We start from the raw sequence: 16,773 nt of genomic DNA on the forward strand, positions 1-16,773 counted from the left end.
GCGAACGCTGAACCGAGCGACTTTAGCCCCCGGGCCGCGTCGGCGGTCCCTGGGTTTAGGAGGCCCCGCGTGGGCACGCAGCTTGCCGAACGAGATTGCCCGACGGACGGCCCCGGCCGCCCGTGCGGAGCCGTACCCTGGGAGAAAGTTTCAGATGCCAGATTCCTCGCCGCACGGGCCGCAAGCGCTGCGCGTGCTCGTGATCGACGACGACCCGGAAGGCGCGCGCAGCCTGAGCGAGCTGTTCCGGTGCTACGGCTGTGCGACCGCCGTGGCCTACAGCGGCCGTGTGGGGCTGCGCCTGGCCAAGCTGTTCAAGCCCGAGCTGGTGTTCGTCGACTTCGAGATGCCCGACATGAACGGGTTGGAAGTCGTGTCCGAGGCCAAGCTGATCGACGCCGAGGAGAACCGCCACGTGATGTACGTGTGCCTCACCGGCGGCGGCCCGGCCATCACGGACGAGAACGCCGGCGAGGCGGGATTCAATCGCCTGCTCTACAAGCCGCTCAAGGTCACCGACCTGTTGGCGGTATTGCTGGCGGCAAGACCGGGCAATTTCGTGGCGGGAAGTACCGCGCCGGCCATCCGCCCCGCGCGTCCTGCGTACACGGATCGCACGCCTCGACATTGAGCGCGGCGCCGCGAGGCGCAAAGCCCTGCGGACACCACCCTTCTCGTATCAAGCGGTGAGCGGCCTCGGCGTTCCGCGGTCCGCTCGCGTCCTCACATCGACTCGTCCAGCATCTTCCGGTAGTCGCTGGGCGAAGCCTCGCGCGGGTTGGTCTTGTGGCAGTGGTCGTGCAGGGCGCGCTCGATGATCTGGTCGTACAGGTCGACGGTGACGCCCATCTCGCGCAGCCCCGAGGGCAGGCCCAGGCGGGCGTTCAGCCCCTTGACGGCGCCGGCGAGCTCGTCCGGCGGCGTGCCCTCCTGCAGGTTCATCGCGTGGCCCATGCGGGCGATCTTGTCGTCGCGGCGCATGGACTCGTGCCCGCCGTTGAAGCGGATCACCGCAGGCAGGAACACCGCGTTCAGCGTGCCGTGGTGCAACCGCGGCATGAGTCCGCCCAGCGCGTGGCTGAGCGAATGCACACAGCCCAGGCCCTTCTGGAAGGCGAGCGCGCCCATGGTGCTGGCGGCCATCATGTCCAGGCGGGCGTCGACGTCGTGCGGATGCGTCACGGCACGCTCGATGCGGGACCAGCCGCGACGCAGACCCTCCAGCGCGATGCCGTCGGCCGGCGGGTTGAACGCGGAGGACATGAAGGTTTCCAGGCAGTGCGCGATCGCGTCCATCCCGGTGGCCGCGGTCAGGCCGGCGGGCAGCTTGAAGGTGAGTTCGGGATCGCAGACGGCGGACTTGGGCATGAGCTCCCAGTTGTGGAACCCCAGCTTGCGCCCGTCGTCCACGATGATGATCGCGCCGCGCGCGACCTCGGAGCCGGTGCCCGAGGTCGTCGGCACCGCGATCAGCGGCGCCACCTTGGACGTGATGTTCCCCGCGCCGCCCAGGATGGTGGCGAAACCGGTCAACGGGCCCTCATGCGTCGCGGCGATGGCCACGCCCTTGGCCAAGTCGATGCTGGAGCCGCCGCCGATGGCAATCAGGCCGTCGCAGCCGTGGCGGCGGTAGAGCTCGGCGGCCTCGCGGACGGCGGCTTCGGTCGGGTTGGGCGGGGTGCCATCGTAGACAGGGGCGCTCGAAGGATCGATGGGCGAGGCGGTCCAGTCCTCGATCACCAGGTCCAGGACGCCCGCGGCGCGTACGCCCTTGTCGGTGACGATCAGCGGCTTGCGGATGCCGATGCGGGCACATTCCGCGCCGATCACGCGGCGTGCGCCGGCTTCCAGATGGATGTGGGTCAGGTACTGGATCAGGGCCATGTCGAGTCCTTGGACGGGCGTGGTGTGGAGTCTGGGAAAATCCTGCCGTTGCGGCTTGGCGGATGCCCGAGCCTACGTCCTGGAGTTCCCGTTGAGTAGCACCTTGTTGACACCGCGGATGGCCGCGGTGCTGGAGCGCATCCACCGCGCCAACCGGCCCAAATACCAAAGCCTCTCGCCCCGTCAGGCACGCATCGCCTACCTGATGGGCGCCGAGATCCTGGACCTGCCGCGCGCGCCCCTGGCGCGTGTCGAGAATCTGGCAATCCCGGGACCCGCGGGCGAGATCGCGGTCCGCCTTTACGCCCCGGTGACGCGCGAGGCGGGTGTCGCCCAGGACGCCCGCGGCCTGCCCGTGCTGCTGTACTTCCATGGCGGCGGATTCGTCATCGGCAATCTGGAGACCCACGACAGCCTGTGCCGCCAGCTCGCGCTGCGCAGCGGCGCGGCGGTGATGGCCGTGGACTATCGTCTCGCGCCCGAGCACCCGTTCCCCGCCGCGGTCGACGACTGCTGGGCGGCGCTCGAATGGCTGGTCCACGCCGCGCCGGAACTGGGGCTGGATCCGCGCCGCATCGCGGTCGGCGGCGACAGCGCCGGCGGCACGCTGGCGGCGGTGAGCGCGCTGCATGCGCGCGACGTCCAGGACACGCTGGGCGTTTCGCTGGCGCTGCAGCTGCTGATCACGCCGGGGGCGACGGCGCATGCGGACACCGATTCGCATCGCCGTTTCGCCGAAGGCCATCTGCTCGAGGCGGACACGATCGCGTGGTTCTTCAACCAGTACATCCCGGACGAGCGCCGCGACGACTGGCGATTCGCGCCGCTGGAGGCCGAGGACCATGAGGGACTCGCGCCGGCCTGCCTGATCCTGGCCGAGGCCGATCCGCTGATCGACGAGGGCATCGCCTATGCCGACCTGCTGCGCGCGCAGGGCAACGAGGTGCAGCTCGAGCTGTACCGCGGCGTGACACACGACTTCATCAAGATGGGCCGTAGCATTCCGGAGGCCGAGCAGGCGCTGGATGCCTGCGCCGCCGCGCTGCGGCAAGCCTTCGACCGGGATCCGCAATGAGCCAAGACCGCACCGCGCCGACGCGCGCCAGCTTCCGCTTCCTCGACCGCCTGCGCGTGCGCTGGGCCGAGGTCGACGCGCAGCAGATCGTCTTCAACGGGCATTACCTGACCTATTTCGACACGGCGGTGGGCGGCTACTGGCGCGCGCTGGCGTTGCCCTACGCGCCGACGATGGCGGCGCTGGAGGGCGACCTGTTCGTACGCAAGTCGACGGTGGAATACCTGGGCTCGGCGCATTACGACGATTTGCTGGACGTGGGCGTGCGGACGGAGCGCGTGGGCACCAGCTCGATGACCGTGACCTGCGCGGTGTTCCGCGGCGACGATTGCCTGGTGCATGGCGAGCTGGTCTATGTCTTCGCCGATCCGGTGGCGCGCGTGGCCAAGCCGGTGCCGCAGCAGTTGCGGGAGCTGCTGCTCGGTTTCGAGCGCGGCGAGGTGATGACCGAGGCCCGGGTGGGTGCCTGGGCCACGGTCGGCGAGGACGCGCATCGCATCCGCCAGGCGGTGTTCGTCGAGGAGCAGAAGATTCCCGCCGAGATGGAATGGGATGCCGCGGACGAGAGCTGCACGCATGCGGTGGCTTACAACCGTCTCGGCCGACCCTTGGCGACGGGGCGGTTGCTGGAGCACGTGCCAGGTGTTGCCAAGATCGGCCGCATGGCGGTGCTGTCGCCGATGCGGGGCAGCCGGGTCGGACGGCAGGTGCTGGACGCGCTGATGCAGGCCGGCCGCGAGCAGGGCTACCGCGAGGTGCTGCTGCATGCGCAGCTCAGCGCTGAAGGCTTCTACACCCGGGCCGGATTCCAGCGCCGCGGTCCGGTGTTCGAGGAAGCCGGCATCGCGCATGTGGAGATGGTGCGGAGTTTGTGAGCGAACCCGTCTGGCCTGAATCCCGGGAGGGCATCGCAGGCCAGGGCGTCATCGTTTGAACAGACCGACGCGTTGACCTGGGCCGCGGCTCACCGCCCGCCGCTCATCGGGCGGTGGCGCCGCTCACCGTCCCGACCCGGCCGAGCCAGGCTTGCGCCGGCCCGGCCAGCCAGGCGCGGGCCGCGTCGGACTGCTTCAGATGAAGATCGAGGAAGGCCACGCTGACCTGCTGCGCGGCGATCAGGCCCAGCTGCTGTTGGTGCAGGCGCCGGTAGTCCGGCACGGCCGGGACCGGCGCCAGCCGCGTCGGCCCTTCCTGGCCGCGAGCGCCGCGTCCGCCGCCACCGCGGCGGCCCTGCGACTGGCCGTCGCCCGCCTCCGCGCGGCGGCGCGCGTTGGCCTCGGCTTCGGTCTCCGGGCGGGGATCGTTGCCGGCGAAAGCCGCGTGAGGCACCTCGGGGACGCTGAGCAGCCAGCGCCGGTCCGCCGGCATCGCCTGGAAGGGCGCCTCGCGCCAGCGCACGTCCTTGACCATGTTGAGCAGATCGCCGTCATCGGGGCCGGTCAGGCTCAGTACCGGCACCGCGAGGGCGCGGTAGCGCTCCGGGTCCGGCGTGCTCATCACCTGCGGGCTGATCACGATGGCCGCGCGCGCTTGCAGCGTTTTCAGCGCGAGCACGCTGCCGTCCGCTTGCCGCTCGCCCGCCAGGGCCAGCGCCGACTGGGCGCCGAGCTCATAGCCCGCGACCACCGCGCGCGACCAATCCAGCGCGCGCCACGGCGCCTCGCCCTGACGGCCCAGGCGCTGCGCCTCGGCGAGCAGGACGTCCAGCCGCGCGAGACGCTTGCGCATCTCCGCCTCGGCGTAATGGCGGCGACCGAGCTCGTTGAACTCCGCAGCGCGGGCCAGGTCCGAGGACCAGGCGGCTGCGTCCTCCTCCAGCGGCTGCACCGTCAGTACCGCGTAGCCGGCGGCCGCCCAGGCCCGGCGCCAGCGCAGGCCGGCGGTCTCCGCTTCGCCCAGGCCCGGCAGGTAGAGCACCACCGGTCGCGGCGTTCCGCCCAGTCCGCCCGCGCTTGTGACGCTCAGGCGCACGTCCTCGCCGCGCAGGCGCCAGTTGATGGCCTGGATCTCGACAGCCGCGATCGACGGCGCGTAGCCGCTGGCGGCGAAGTCGCGTTGCTGCCGCTGTTCTTCCAGACGTGCTTTCGGCGGACTGGAACAGGCGCTCAGCATCAGCGTCAGACCCAGCGCGAGCCCGCCCAGCAGGGATGCACGCGGCTTGGCGGCGACTGGCGCGGTCGCCGTGCCCGGCCCGCGCGGGCGTCGGTCAGCCGGAGGGGAGGCGGAGCATGCGGAACGGACGGACGCGCGATCGATCATGGGCGGCGACGCTAAGCGTGCGATGTAAAGGCCGGATGAAGCGATGCCGGGCGCGCGGGCCCGGCATCTCGGTCAGGGGCGATGAGTTCGCGTCATCGCCGACGGGGCGCGCTCAATGCGCGGAGCCCATCAACGGCGCGATGTCCTCGGGCAGGGGCGCGTTGAAGCGCTGCAGCACATGCCGGCTCATGCCCTTGGCGAGTTCCTCCTCGCCGTAGAACACCGTCCCCAGTTGCTCCTTGCGCAGCAGCTCGGACTCGTCCTCGCCATGGGTGCGCAGCACGATCTCGATGCCCGGGTTCAGCTGACGGGCCGTCTCGGCCATCTGCCGCGCCCGCATCGAGTCGGGCGTCGCCACGACCAGCATCGCCGCGTTGGCGATGTGCGCCTGCACCAGCACCATCGGATCGGCCGCGTCGCCGCTCACCGCCGCGATGCCGCGCTTGCGCAGCGCCTCGACGGTCTCTCGGCTCTGCTCGGCGACGACGAAGGGGATCTGCCGCTCCTGCAGCGCGTCCGCGATCCGGCGACCCACTCGGCCGAAGCCCACCAACACCACCTGACCCTCCAGATACTGGCGGTCGGTCGTCTGCGGAAGCTCGGCATAGGGGTCGTCGCGGGCCTCGAGCTTGCGCGCGAAGGACGAGCGCGCCAGCACCCAGCTGCGCAGCGGCTTGACCATCGCGAACATCACCGGGTTCAGCGCGATCGAGATCAGCGCCGCCGCCAGCACCAGATTCATGCCCGCCTTGGGCAGCAGACCGAGTTGCAGGCCCAGTCCGGCCAGGATGAAGCTGAACTCCCCGATCTGCGCCAGGCTGGCCGACACCGTCATCGCCGTGTTCAGCGGATAACGGAAGGCGATCACCAGCAGCGTCGCCGCCAGCGCCTTGCCGATCATGACGATGGCCACCACGCCCAGCAGATGCAGCGGCTGCTCCACCAGCGTCATCGGGTCGAAGAGCATGCCCACCGACACGAAGAACAGCACCGAGAACGAGTCCCGCAGCGGGAGCGACTCCTGCGCGGCGCGGTGGCTGTACTCGGACTCGCGCATCACCATGCCGGCGAAGAAGGCGCCCAGCGCGAAGGACACGTGGAAGAGCTCGGCCGCGCCGTAGGCGATGCCGATCGCCACCGCGATGACCATCAGCGTGAACAGCTCGCGCGAGCCCGTGCGCGCCACCTGCCACAGCAGCCAAGGGAGCACCCGGCGGCCGACCACCAGCATCAGCACGACGAACGCGGCCATCTGGGCCAGGGTCTCGGCGATGGTGCGCCACAGCGGGGCGCTGGAACTCGCGTCGACGGCGGCGCCGCTGAGCACGGGTGCCAGCGGGGGCAGCAGCACCAGGATCAGCACGGTGGCCAGATCCTCGACCACCAGCCAGCCCACCGCGATGCGGCCGTTCACCGACTCCAGCGTGCCGCGCGCCTCCAGCGCCTTGAGCAGCACCACGGTGCTGGCGCAGGACAGCGACAGACCGAAGACCAGCGCCGCGCCGGTCGTCCAGCCCCACCACATCGCCAGGCCCATGCCCAGCAGCGTGGCCGCGCCCATCTGCACGATGGCGCCGGGTAGCGCGATGCGCTTGACCGCCATCAGGTCGCCCAGCGAAAAATGCAGGCCCACGCCGAACATCAGCAGCATCACGCCGATCTCGGACAGCTGGGCGGCGATGCCCACGTCGGCGACGAAGCCCGGCGTGGCCGGGCCGATGACGATGCCGGCGACCAGGTAGCCGACCAGGGCCGGCAGCTTCACGCGTTCCGCGATGAAGCCGAAGATCAACGCCAGGCCGAAGCCCGCGGCCAGCGTCGAAATGAGGGAGACGTTGTGTTCCATCAACGCGCCTCCCCGAGACCGGCGACGGCGGTGAAGGCCTCCCGGTGGCGGGGACCCTGGGCGAAGTCCCTCAGGGCGGCGGCGATGGTCTGCTCCGTGGCGACCGCGTCGGGCAGCCCGGGGCCGTAGATTTCCATCCAGGTGCTGAACACCGGATCGTGGTCCTGGCGCTGCAGCAGCCGCACCGGACGGCCCTCACGGGCTTGTTCGAAGGCGGCCTGGGCGGCGGCCAGCTGGTCCGCGTGGACCTTGTAATAGACGTAGAGCTCGATCGGCGCGGCGGTGTCAATGGCCGCGGCGGTCGAGCGGTCGACAGGATGGACGGTGCGCGTGGGCGGCGAGGAAGTCATTCAGGGGCTCCAATGAGATAGGGAAGGGAACGGGGGCTCAGCAGCGGTCCTTGCGGGCTGCCCAGGTGGAGCGATCCGGATTCCAGCGCGGCCAGTTTCACCTCGGCCAGCAGCAGCGGGCGACCTTCCTGGCGACCGAAACCGGCCACCATGCCGGCCGGCTGCTCGGGGTCCTCGCTGTGGAAGATCTCCTGACCGGGCCGTGCGTCGGCATCGACGCCGTCGAGCGAGAACAGATGCGTGCGTCGCTTGACCGTGCCGCGGTACTGGCTGCGGGCAACGATCTCCTGGCCCGGATAGCAGCCCTTTTGGAAGTTCACGCCCCCGATCAGTTCGAAGTTGATCATCTGTGGGACGAACTGCTCCACGGTGCCTTCGCGGATCCAGGTCAGGCCGGCGGTCACGTCCAGCCCCTGCCATTCCTCCGGATCGATCAGGGGCAACGCGGGCGCCTGAGCGCCGGCCGGTTGCAGCAGCAGGAAGCGCGGCGTGACGCCGTCGTCCGGCAGGCGCGTGGCGAAGGCCTGGGCGCCGTCGGCCAGGGCCAGCCGGCCCACCGACCAGACCTCGGCCGGGGCGGCCTCGCCCAGCCACTCGCGCGCCGGCACGCCGGACAGGCCCCAGACGGCCCAGGCGGCGCTGTCGTCGCTCAGCTTGGTCTTGGCGCGCAGCACGAACATGGACAAGCGCTTGACCGTCGCGGGCAGCACCTCGGCCGGCAGCGCGAGCAGCACGGACTGGTCGTCGGGCTTGATCGCCAGCATGCTCGCCAGCAGCCGGCCCTTGGCCGAGCAGAAGCCCGCCAGTCGGGCCTGCTTCGTCGTCTGCAGGGCCAGGTCTTGCGTCAGCTGGCCGTGCAGGAACTTCGCCGATTCCTCGCCCTGGGCGCGAATCACGCCCCAGTCGGCCAACCGGACGGCGCCCAGGGCGGAACCCGGGACGGCGGGAGATGCATGGTGGAGGTCTTCGATCATGGGGCCGATTATCATCAGCCCCCGCATTACTTGAGAGGCGTCGGGTCTTGGTACGCGCGAAGAAAAGATCAAAGAACGGGTCGCGCCGGCAGGGCGGCCGGATCGGACGCTGGCTGCTGTCGGCCCTGGTGGCCGTGACCGTGCTGGCCGCCGGCGCCGTGGGCGCGGGCTGGTGGTGGCTGCAGCAGCCGCTGATGCTGGCCAAGCCCAGCGTGGAACTCTCGATCGAGCCCGGCACCGCGCCCCTGCAGGTCGCGCAGGCCTGGGTCGCCGCGGGCGTGCAGACCGATCCGCGCTTCCTGTACGAATGGTTCCGCTGGTCGGGCCAGTCCAAGAAGATCCGCGCGGGCAGCTACGAGGTCCATGCCGGCATCTCGCCGCGCGAACTGCTGGACAAGATGGTCAAGGGCGAACAGACCCTGGAGCAGCTGCGCATCATCGAGGGCTGGAACTTCCGCCAGCTGCGCGCCGCGATCGCGGCGGCGCCGGCGCTCAAGCAGACCCTGGCCGCGATGAGCGACGAGCAGGTCATGGCGGCGCTGGGCGCGCCGGGTCAGGCGCCCGAGGGCCGCTTCTTCCCCGACACCTATGCCTACAGCCGCGGCGTGAGCGACCTGACCGTGCTGCGCCGCGCCCATGCGCTGATGCAGAAGCGGCTGGACAGCGCCTGGGCCGGGCGCGCCGACGGGCTGCCGCTCAGGAACGCGGACGAGGCGCTGATCCTGGCTTCCATCGTCGAGAAGGAAACCGGCGCCGCGGCGGATCGCGGGCTGGTGGCGGCGGTGTTCGTGAACCGGCTCAAGGTCGGCATGCCGCTGCAGACCGACCCGACGGTGATCTACGGCCTGGGCACCGATTTCGACGGGAATCTGCGCAAGGTCCATCTGCTGACGGACACGCCGTTCAACACCTACACCCGCGGCGGGCTGCCGCCGACGCCGATCGCGATGCCGGGGCTGGCCGCGCTGCAGGCGGCGCTGCATCCGACGCCGTCCAAGGCGCTGTATTTCGTGTCGCGCGGCGACGGCACCAGCCAGTTCAGCGACGACCTGGCCGCGCATAATCGCGCGGTCAACAAATACCAGCGCGGCCGCTGAGCGTCCGCGCTGCGTCTTTTTCAGAGAGCTTCCACGCGTGAGCGGCAGATTCATCACCTTCGAGGGCATCGACGGGGCCGGCAAGTCCACCCACATCGAGCGCGTCGCGCAGCACCTGCGCCGCGGCGGCGCGGCGCTCGTGCAGACGCGCGAACCCGGCGGCACGCCGCTGGCGGAATCGCTGCGCGAGCTCTTCCTGCGCCGCGACATGGACGGCCTGACCGAGGCGCTGCTGGTCTTCGCCGCGCGCCGCGACCATGTGCAACGCGTGATCGCGCCGGCGCTGGCGCTGGGCCAGACGGTGCTGTGCGACCGTTTCGCCGACGCCAGCTTCGCCTACCAGGGCGGTGGGCGCGGCATGGACTGGTCGGTGTTGCAGACGCTGGAGCAATGGGTGCTGGACGGCCGGCAGCCCGACCTGACCTTCTGGTTCGACGTCGATCCGGCGGTGGCCGCGCAGCGACGCGCCCAGGCGCGTGACGCGGACCGGCTGGAGCAGCTGGACCTGGACTTCTTCGACCGTGTGCGCCAGGCCTACCGCCGCCGCGCGGAATCGGCGCCGTCGCGCTTCGTGCGCATTGACGCGAGCGACTCCATCGAGGGTGTCGGCGCGCAGGTGATCGCGGCGCTGGAGCAGCGGGGATGGTGAGCGAATCCGCGATCAGCGGCGGCGCCGACACCGACATCGCGCTGGCCGACGGCGGCGCGCTGCCGCTGCCCTGGCTGGCGACCCCTTTGCACCAGGCGCTGACGCAGGGCCGCAGCCATGCGCTGCTGCTGCAGGGGCCGGCCGGCGTCGGCCAGTTCGACCTGGCGCTGCTGCTGGCGCAGGCCTGGCTTTGCGAAGGGCGGACTTCGACTGATCAACCCGGCTGCGGCCGCTGCGCGAGCTGCCATCTGCTGCGTTCGCGCTCGCATCCGGACTTCCAGGTGCTGCTGCCCGAGGCGCTGCGCGAGCCGCTGGGCTTCGGCGCGATGGAGGGCGAGGAGGGCACGGCCAAGGCCAGCAAAGCCAAGCCCAGCCGCGAGATCAAAATCGACGCGGTGCGCCAGATGCTGTCCTTCGCGCAGGTCAGCGCGGCGCGCGGCAAGGCCAAGGTCGTGGTCGTCTATCCGGCCGAGGCGCTGAACACCATCGCCGCCAATGCGTTGCTCAAGACGCTGGAGGAGCCTGCGGGCCTGCTGCGATTCGTGCTCGCCAGCGCCGCCCCGCAGCAGCTGCTGCCGACCATCCGCAGCCGCTGTCAGCCGCTGCAGATGGCGCTCCCGTCGCGCGAACAGGCCCTGGCCTGGCTGGGCGGGCGTGGCGTCGACCAGCCGGAAGTGCTGCTCGCGGCTGTCGGCGGCCGTCCGCAGGAGGCGCTGCAGTGGAGCGAGGAGGGCATCGCCGCCAAGACCTGGCTGGAGCTGCCGCGCCGCATTGCCCGTGGCGAGGCGGTGGCGCTGACCGATTGGCCGGTGCCGCGCGCGATCGGCGCCATGCAGCGCCTGGTTCACGACCTGATGCGCATCGCCCACGGCGCGGCGCCGGCGTACTTCCCGCGCGATGCACTGCCCAAGCTCCCGGCGGTGCGCGCGGCGCTGGAGCGCTGGGCCAAGGTGCTGCAGGACGCGGCTCGTCATGCGGACCATCCGCTCAACGCGGGCCTGCTGATGGAGTCCCTGGTGGCGCAGGGCCAGCAGGCGATGCGCCCGGCCCGCTGATCGCGGCGCCGGTCGCCCGAGTAGACTCGACCACCGTTCGACCCACCCATCCTCTCCCAACCCCATGACCCCGACGACGCCCGCTCCCGCCTCCGCTCCCGTGCCGGCCCCGGCCGGCGGCGCCCGGCCCAGCGTGATCCAGCTGGTGTTCAAGGAGAAGGGCGCGCTCTACGCCGCCTACATCCCGATCTTCTCGGAGGGCGGGGTGTTCGTCCCGACCAACCGGGATTACAAGCTCGGCGAGGACATCTACCTGCTGATGACCCTGCCCGAGGATCCCAACCGCTATCCCGTCGCCGGCAAGGTCGCGTGGCTGACGCCGGCCAACGCCTCGGGCGGCCGCACCCAGGGCGTGGGTGTGCGCTTCCCCGGCGACGAGAAGACCCGGCTCATCAAGCTCAAGATCGAGGAGCTGCTGGGCACGGCGATCTCCTCGGCCAAGCCGACGCAGACGATCTGAGCGCGCCGGACTTTTCCGGCCGAGTTGTCCCGATGTACATCGATTCCCACTGCCATCTGAGCTTCCCCGAGCTCAAGTCCCAACTCCCCGACCTGCTCGCCGCGATGGACGCGGCGCAAGTGCGCCAGGCCGTCTGCATTTGCACGACGATGGAGGAGTTCCCCGAGGTCCGCGAACTGGCCGACGCGCATGCGCAGCTGTTCGCGACGGTCGGCGTGCACCCGGACAGCGACGAGGTCCATGAGCCCAGCGTCGACGAGCTGGTCGCCGGCGCGGCGCATGCCAAGGTCGTGGCCATCGGGGAGACGGGGCTGGACTATTACCGCCTCAACGGCCGCACCATCGAGGAGATGGCGTGGCAGCGCGAGCGCTTCCGCAACCACATCCGCGCGGCGCGACGCACCGGCAAGCCGCTGGTGATCCACACCCGCTCGGCGGCCGAGGACACGCTGCGCCTGATGCGCGAGGAGCAGGCCGGCGAGCCCGGCGGCGTCGTGCATTGCTTCACCGAGACCATGGACGTGGCGCGGGCCTCGCTGGATCTGGGGTTTCATATTTCGTTCTCGGGCATCGTGACCTTCAAGAACGCGGCCGACCTGCGCGAGGTGGCCAAGATGGTCCCCGCCGATCGCCTCCTCATCGAGACCGACAGCCCGTATCTGGCGCCCGTGCCCTTCCGCGGCAAGTTGAACCAGCCGGCTTACGTGCCGCATGTGGCGAAGCTCATCGCCGAGGTGCGGGGTGTGCCGGTCGAGGTCCTGGCCGAGCAATGCACCGTGAACACGCGGCGGCTGTTCAAGCTGCCCGAGACCGTCTGAGAAGGGAGTGGCGATGGCGCGGATGGCGATGACCCCGGCGTCGAAGCGGGCGACCTTGGCAGTCGCCATGGCGCTGGCCTGGGCGACGACCATCTCGGCCTCGGCGCAGAGCGGCCCGGGCCCGGCAGGGCCGGGCGGGGCGGCGTCCTCGTCGGCCACCGCCTCCGCGGCGTCGCTTGAACTGCACGTCGCGGCGCGCAACGACCATGCGGGCGTCGTCATGTCGCTGCTGCTGGCCGGCGTCGATCCCAATGTCCGCGACGCCCAGCGCAACACGGCGCTGCATGTGGCGGTGCGGGAGGACTCCGGAAAAGCCGTCGAGGCGCTGCTCAAGAGCCCCGGCGTCGACGTCAATGCGATCAACCAGGCAGGCGAGACGCCGCTGATGTTGGCCGCGATCCGAGGGCAGTTGGACCTGGTGAAGCAGCTGGTCCAGCGCGGCGCGCTGGTCAACGACGCCGGTTGGTCGGCGCTGCATTACGCCGCGGCGGGCCCCAACGAACACGTCGTGCGCTTCCTGCTGGGGCGCGGCGCCGACATCGACGCCCGCTCGCCCAACGGGACGACGCCGCTGATGATGGCCGCCGGCTATGGCGGGCTCAGCGGAGCGGACATCCTGATCGAGGCTGGCGCCGACGCGTCCCTGCGCAACGACCACCAGATGACGGCGGCCGACTTCGCCCGCCGCGCCGGGCAGGACGAGCTGGCCGCGCGGCTGGACAAGCTCGCGAAGCAAGCCCCCAAGGGCGCCGCGCCGGCCAAATCGGGCCGCTGAACCCGCCGCTGAACCCGCCGCTGAACCCGCCGATTGACCGAGCAGTCGGCCGGCTGAGCCGGCGCCCCCGCTCGCTCATACGCTCCGCCTGCGCCGCACAGCGACGCAGTCTCCGCAAATCGCTCGGAGGGCACCGGCTCATCCGGCCTCCGGCACGATTCGCTGCCTTTCGGCCTTTCGGCCTTTCGGCCTTTCGCGGCGGATGGCGGGTGGCGCTGTGCGGCGCCTGCTGGCAACTCCCTAGGAATCCGTCTGACACGCGGTTTGTCCGGACGCCGACTGTTGCGGCCCCGGTCCGGTCTCTACAGTTCATCCCATGCCGGCACACCTCGCCGGACCCCTCGTGGCCCTGGACTTCCTCTGGAGACCGACATGCTGACCTCGACCCAAGACTTCGCCGCCAACCCCTTCGCGATGCTGCTGGACCCGGAGCGCGTCGCTCATGAGGTCGCCTGCTCCGAGCGCCTGGCGCGTCTGCGCAGCCGCGTCTACCGCCCGCTGGACAAGCCGCTGATCGCGCATCGCGGCGCCGGCGATCAGGCCAGCTTCGACGAGATGATCGACGCCGCCGAGCTCAGCGAGGAAGACCTGCTCCCGCTGGACGACGAGCCGGCGATCACCGACGGCGCCATCGGCGTCTGACATCTCCTGGTCGATCGGGCGAATCGGGCCGCTGACCGTCGCGTTTGTCGGCGGCGTCTGACTCCCGCTTCCGCCGACCGACTACACCCGGCGCATGTCCGCCTCCTTAGCATGGCTTCCACAAGGTCCCGAAAGACCGTCCGACGCTGAGCCGAACAGGAGAACCCCATGCGCCGAAGCCCCTTCCAACTCCATCCGGCCGCCGTGGCGCGGTCCTCGCAGACCCGGCGCTGGCTTCGCGCCGTCGCGCTGCCGATGTTGGCGGCGGGCGTGCTGGTGACCCTGAACGGTTGCGGCACGATGGACGGCAGCGGCGCTCGCGGTACGAACGGCTCGTCGACCTCCGCGTCGGCGCCGAACGCCTGGCCCCGCCACCTGGAATTAAAGCGCGAGGCGATCACCCGGGCCAGCACGGGCACCGGCGTGGTGGTGACGCGTACCGCCGACAACCAGCTCAAGCTCAACCTGCCCGCCGACATCGGCTTTGATGCCGGTCGCTCCGATCTGAAACCGGCCATCCGACCAGTGTTGGACGAACTGGCGCGGGGTTTGGACGGCGACGTCCGGATCACCGTGGTCGGTCACACCGACAGCAGCGCGCCGGCGGAGTTCAATGATCAGCTCTCGCTGGACCGCGCCGAAGCGATCCGGGAGTACCTCGTGCATCACGGCGTCCAACGCGGACGCCTGCTCGTCGAAGGCCGCGGCGCCCGGCAACCGGTGGTCAGCAATGCCACCGAAGCCGGAAGAGCCGCCAATCGTCGGATGGAAATCTTCCTGTCCCAACCCGCGTCCTAAGCTTTATCAGCCCGGGAGTGAGTCATGAACGCTTTCTTCTCCCATCCCTCAGCTGGCCGCCCCGCCCAGGCGGGTTTGCCCCTCCCTGCGGTGCCGGCGCTTTGCGCTACCTTGATGGCCGCGCTCATGCCTTTGTGCGCGACGGCCGGTCCGGCGTCCGAGCCGGCGACGCCGACTTCGCTCGACGACCGGGTGGAACTCAGCGGTCGGAGTCTGGCCGATCGGGCCCGTGGTCAGCAGCGCGATGAACAGCGCGCCAATGCGCGCTTCACGGTGACGCGCAGCAGCGCCGAGCCGCTGGCCACGGCCAACCAGAGCGCCGCTGCCGCGGGCTGGTATGGACGGTCCGGCCAGGCGACGCAGACCATGATGTGGGCTCGTCCTTGGAGCCGCAGCAATCTGCGTGTCGGCGTCGGCGTCGAGCAGCGCGCGGCCATGCCGGGTGGCGGGCTCTATGCGACGCCGTATCAGAACCTGCACCCCGGCGCCGCAGGCGATTCGGGTGTCCTGATCGGTCTGGCCATGCCGACAGGCGCGCGTTCCCACGCTTTCGTGCAGACCTCGCTCCTCGACGCCTCTCGCCCCCAGCTTGACGACCTCCGGGTGCCGGGCTTGAGCAATCGCGACGGCCGCCAGGTGCGGGTGGGCATGGTCTTCAACTCGCGCAAGCCCTACGCGGATCTGCGCAAGGGCTTCCGGATGGAGCTGAGCGGGCAGTCCTCGCTGACCTTCAAGCCGGGCGGCGGGAAGGTGGCCATGTCCTTCCAGAAGACCTGGTGAGCTGAGCGGTCTCACCGTCGACCAGTCGAAGCCGGCCGCCGCGCCGGCTTTCTTGCGTCTGGCATTCAGTGGCGCGGCCGGGGAATCAGCGGGAGAAGCAGCGCGGCACCGTGAGGGTGCTCGAGCGCATGGAGGTGCCGCAACGAAAAACGGCGCCTGCTGGAGGCGCCGTTCAAAGAGATGTCGACAGGGGGATCCGGGCTGTTGTTCGAGTTGGACCCGGATCCGCCGGTTCAACGATGGGGTGGCGACCGAAGCACTGGATCGGTCGCCACCTCCCGCCGGGGATGAAAGGGAGACCTCAGCTCAGCGCTGGCTGTAGCGAGCCTTGGCCGAGTTCATGCACACGTCCTTGGCGTCGCCGGACAGCGTGTTGCACTTCTCGGAAGCCAGCTTGTAATCGGCCTTGACACGCGCTTCCTCGGCGTCATCGACCGCCGCTGCCACCTTCTTGTTCATCTTGTGCTCGGCCTTGGCCTTCTCGTAGGCCGTCTTGGCCTCGCGGGTGCACAGGTCCTTGGCCTCGCCGCTGCGGTCGTCGCAGCGTTCCTTGGCCACGTCATAGCGCGCTTCATAGCGAGCCTCGATCAGCTTGCTCTCGTCCTTGGCCTTGCCGGTGTAGTTGTATTCGAGCTGCGCCAGGGCGACGTTCTCGCGGCCCTTGGCTTCCTTGACGCAGATGTCCTTGGCATTGCCGGACAGCTTGTCGCAGGCATCCTTGTCGGCCGAGTAGGTCTTCTTGATGTCGTCCTTGGCACCGTCGTAAACCGCCTTGGAGAAGTTCTCGGCGTGGGCGAGGCCGGCGCACAGGCCCAGCGTGGCGACGATCAGAGAGGTGGTGAGCGACTTGGTCATGGAAATCCTTTCTTTCTCTTTTCGGGGGAGGCGACCCTGCCGTCCGGCAGGGTCAAAGCGGGGTCACTTTCTGAGCAGGCTCATCACGAAGGTCGCGACGGCCATGATCACGAACACGAAGAACAGGATCTTCGCGATGCTGGCGGCACCAGCGGCGATGCCACCGAAGCCGAACAGCGCGGCGATCAGGGCGATGACGAAAAAGACGACGGCGTAATGCAGCATCTCGGTCTCCTGCGCGGCGACGTGCCGCGATGGAATTGACTGTAGGGACGGACGAGGCCCGCGCTGGCAGTCCCTGGCCGCGACAGCGCGTCGGAGCGCGAAACGATGCGATGTAGGAGGGCGCCTACCGCGCCAGCGGCTGACCAAAAGGAAACCGCCCGGCGGCTTGTGGCCGGCGGGCGGTGAGGCAGCAACGGCGATCGTGTCGCCGTCAGTTCAAGCGGGGTGGCT

General features: G+C 70.0%; 19 protein-coding genes. 12 read left to right on the forward strand and 7 right to left on the reverse strand.

The features are described 5' to 3' along the window. Positions 1 to 154: 154 nt before the first annotated feature. Positions 155 to 631 carry a response regulator gene (locus ABDW59_RS08315; RefSeq protein ID WP_343629189.1) on the forward strand — a complete coding sequence of 159 codons (477 nt, stop codon included), beginning with the start codon at positions 155 to 157 and terminating at the stop codon, positions 629 to 631. A gap of 92 nt (positions 632 to 723) precedes the next feature. On the opposite strand, the gene ABDW59_RS08320 is transcribed toward ABDW59_RS08315, so the two are convergent. Continuing rightward, on the reverse strand, positions 724 to 1,884 hold the full coding sequence (locus ABDW59_RS08320) for an iron-containing alcohol dehydrogenase (RefSeq protein WP_343629191.1): 1,161 nt from the start codon (positions 1,882 to 1,884) through the stop codon (positions 724 to 726). Between the two features lie 118 nt (positions 1,885 to 2,002). On the opposite strand from ABDW59_RS08320, the gene ABDW59_RS08325 reads away from it, so the two are divergent. Together ABDW59_RS08325 and ABDW59_RS08330 are read left to right on the forward strand one after the other, a co-directional pair. Then, on the forward strand, positions 2,003 to 2,959 hold the full coding sequence (locus ABDW59_RS08325; RefSeq protein WP_343629331.1) for an alpha/beta hydrolase: 957 nt from the start codon (positions 2,003 to 2,005) through the stop codon (positions 2,957 to 2,959). Beyond that, positions 2,956 to 3,834: a YbgC/FadM family acyl-CoA thioesterase gene (locus ABDW59_RS08330; protein WP_343629192.1), complete on the forward strand. Its 879-nt coding sequence runs from the start codon at positions 2,956 to 2,958 to the stop codon at positions 3,832 to 3,834. Before ABDW59_RS08325 ends, ABDW59_RS08330 begins: the two co-directional genes overlap by 4 nt. Positions 3,835 to 3,937: 103 nt before the next feature. On the opposite strand, the gene ABDW59_RS08335 is transcribed toward ABDW59_RS08330, so the two are convergent. From ABDW59_RS08335 to ABDW59_RS08350, 4 genes are all read right to left on the reverse strand, one after another. Then, positions 3,938 to 5,218 (reverse strand): hypothetical protein, encoded by a 1,281-nt coding sequence (locus tag ABDW59_RS08335; RefSeq protein WP_343629194.1) that lies wholly within the window; start codon positions 5,216 to 5,218, stop codon positions 3,938 to 3,940. Positions 5,219 to 5,330: 112 nt separating this feature from the next. Further along, positions 5,331 to 7,064 carry a YbaL family putative K(+) efflux transporter gene (ybaL, locus tag ABDW59_RS08340; RefSeq protein ID WP_343629195.1) on the reverse strand — a complete coding sequence of 578 codons (1,734 nt, stop codon included), beginning with the start codon at positions 7,062 to 7,064 and terminating at the stop codon, positions 5,331 to 5,333. Further along, positions 7,064 to 7,414: a DUF4936 family protein gene (locus ABDW59_RS08345; RefSeq protein WP_343629196.1), complete on the reverse strand. Its 351-nt coding sequence runs from the start codon at positions 7,412 to 7,414 to the stop codon at positions 7,064 to 7,066. Before ABDW59_RS08345 ends, ybaL begins: the two co-directional genes overlap by 1 nt. Continuing rightward, complete coding sequence (locus tag ABDW59_RS08350) at positions 7,411 to 8,388, reverse strand: folate-binding protein (protein WP_343629197.1); 978 nt, start codon at positions 8,386 to 8,388, stop codon at positions 7,411 to 7,413. The genes ABDW59_RS08345 and ABDW59_RS08350 overlap by 4 nt, the downstream gene beginning before the upstream one ends. Before the next feature lie 128 nt (positions 8,389 to 8,516). Between ABDW59_RS08350 and mltG the strand changes: the two genes are divergently transcribed. The 9 genes from mltG (at position 8,517) to ABDW59_RS08395 (ending at position 15,462) form a co-directional block, all read left to right on the forward strand. Further along, entirely contained in the window at positions 8,517 to 9,485 is a 969-nt protein-coding gene (gene mltG, locus ABDW59_RS08355) for an endolytic transglycosylase MltG (protein WP_343629198.1), read from the forward strand. A 37-nt stretch (positions 9,486 to 9,522) separates the two neighbouring features. Beyond that, a complete protein-coding gene (tmk, locus tag ABDW59_RS08360; protein ID WP_343629199.1) occupies positions 9,523 to 10,134 on the forward strand; it encodes a dTMP kinase in 612 nt (203 codons plus the stop codon). Further along, positions 10,128 to 11,189, forward strand: coding sequence for a DNA polymerase III subunit delta' (holB, locus tag ABDW59_RS08365; protein WP_343629200.1), 1,062 nt, complete (start codon positions 10,128 to 10,130; stop codon positions 11,187 to 11,189). Before tmk ends, holB begins: the two co-directional genes overlap by 7 nt. A gap of 64 nt (positions 11,190 to 11,253) precedes the next feature. Further along, positions 11,254 to 11,649, forward strand: coding sequence for a PilZ domain-containing protein (locus ABDW59_RS08370; protein WP_343629201.1), 396 nt, complete (start codon positions 11,254 to 11,256; stop codon positions 11,647 to 11,649). 32 nt (positions 11,650 to 11,681) lie between these two features. After that, complete coding sequence (locus tag ABDW59_RS08375; RefSeq protein WP_343629202.1) at positions 11,682 to 12,467, forward strand: TatD family hydrolase; 786 nt, start codon at positions 11,682 to 11,684, stop codon at positions 12,465 to 12,467. A gap of 22 nt (positions 12,468 to 12,489) precedes the next feature. After that, the gene (locus tag ABDW59_RS08380; RefSeq protein ID WP_343629203.1) at positions 12,490 to 13,242 is read left to right on the forward strand and encodes an ankyrin repeat domain-containing protein; all 753 of its coding nucleotides are present in this window, start codon (positions 12,490 to 12,492) and stop codon (positions 13,240 to 13,242) included. 372 nt (positions 13,243 to 13,614) lie between these two features. After that, positions 13,615 to 13,884: a hypothetical protein gene (locus tag ABDW59_RS08385; RefSeq protein ID WP_343629204.1), complete on the forward strand. Its 270-nt coding sequence runs from the start codon at positions 13,615 to 13,617 to the stop codon at positions 13,882 to 13,884. 168 nt (positions 13,885 to 14,052) lie between these two features. Next, complete coding sequence (locus ABDW59_RS08390) at positions 14,053 to 14,682, forward strand: OmpA family protein (RefSeq protein WP_343629205.1); 630 nt, start codon at positions 14,053 to 14,055, stop codon at positions 14,680 to 14,682. A 126-nt stretch (positions 14,683 to 14,808) separates the two neighbouring features. Beyond that, entirely contained in the window at positions 14,809 to 15,462 is a 654-nt protein-coding gene (locus tag ABDW59_RS08395; RefSeq protein WP_343629206.1) for a hypothetical protein, read from the forward strand. A gap of 306 nt (positions 15,463 to 15,768) precedes the next feature. Here ABDW59_RS08395 and ABDW59_RS08400 read toward each other — a convergent pair whose 3' ends face one another. Both ABDW59_RS08400 and ABDW59_RS08405 read right to left on the reverse strand, forming a co-directional pair. Next, entirely contained in the window at positions 15,769 to 16,317 is a 549-nt protein-coding gene (locus ABDW59_RS08400) for a hypothetical protein (protein ID WP_343629207.1), read from the reverse strand. A 63-nt stretch (positions 16,318 to 16,380) separates the two neighbouring features. After that, positions 16,381 to 16,542, reverse strand: a complete 162-nt coding sequence (locus tag ABDW59_RS08405; RefSeq protein WP_083525687.1) for a DUF1328 domain-containing protein — start codon at positions 16,540 to 16,542, stop codon at positions 16,381 to 16,383. Between the last annotated feature and the right edge of the window lie 231 nt (positions 16,543 to 16,773).

The organism is Roseateles sp., assembly GCF_039595295.1.
Taxonomy (GTDB): domain Bacteria; phylum Pseudomonadota; class Gammaproteobacteria; order Burkholderiales; family Burkholderiaceae_C; genus Roseateles.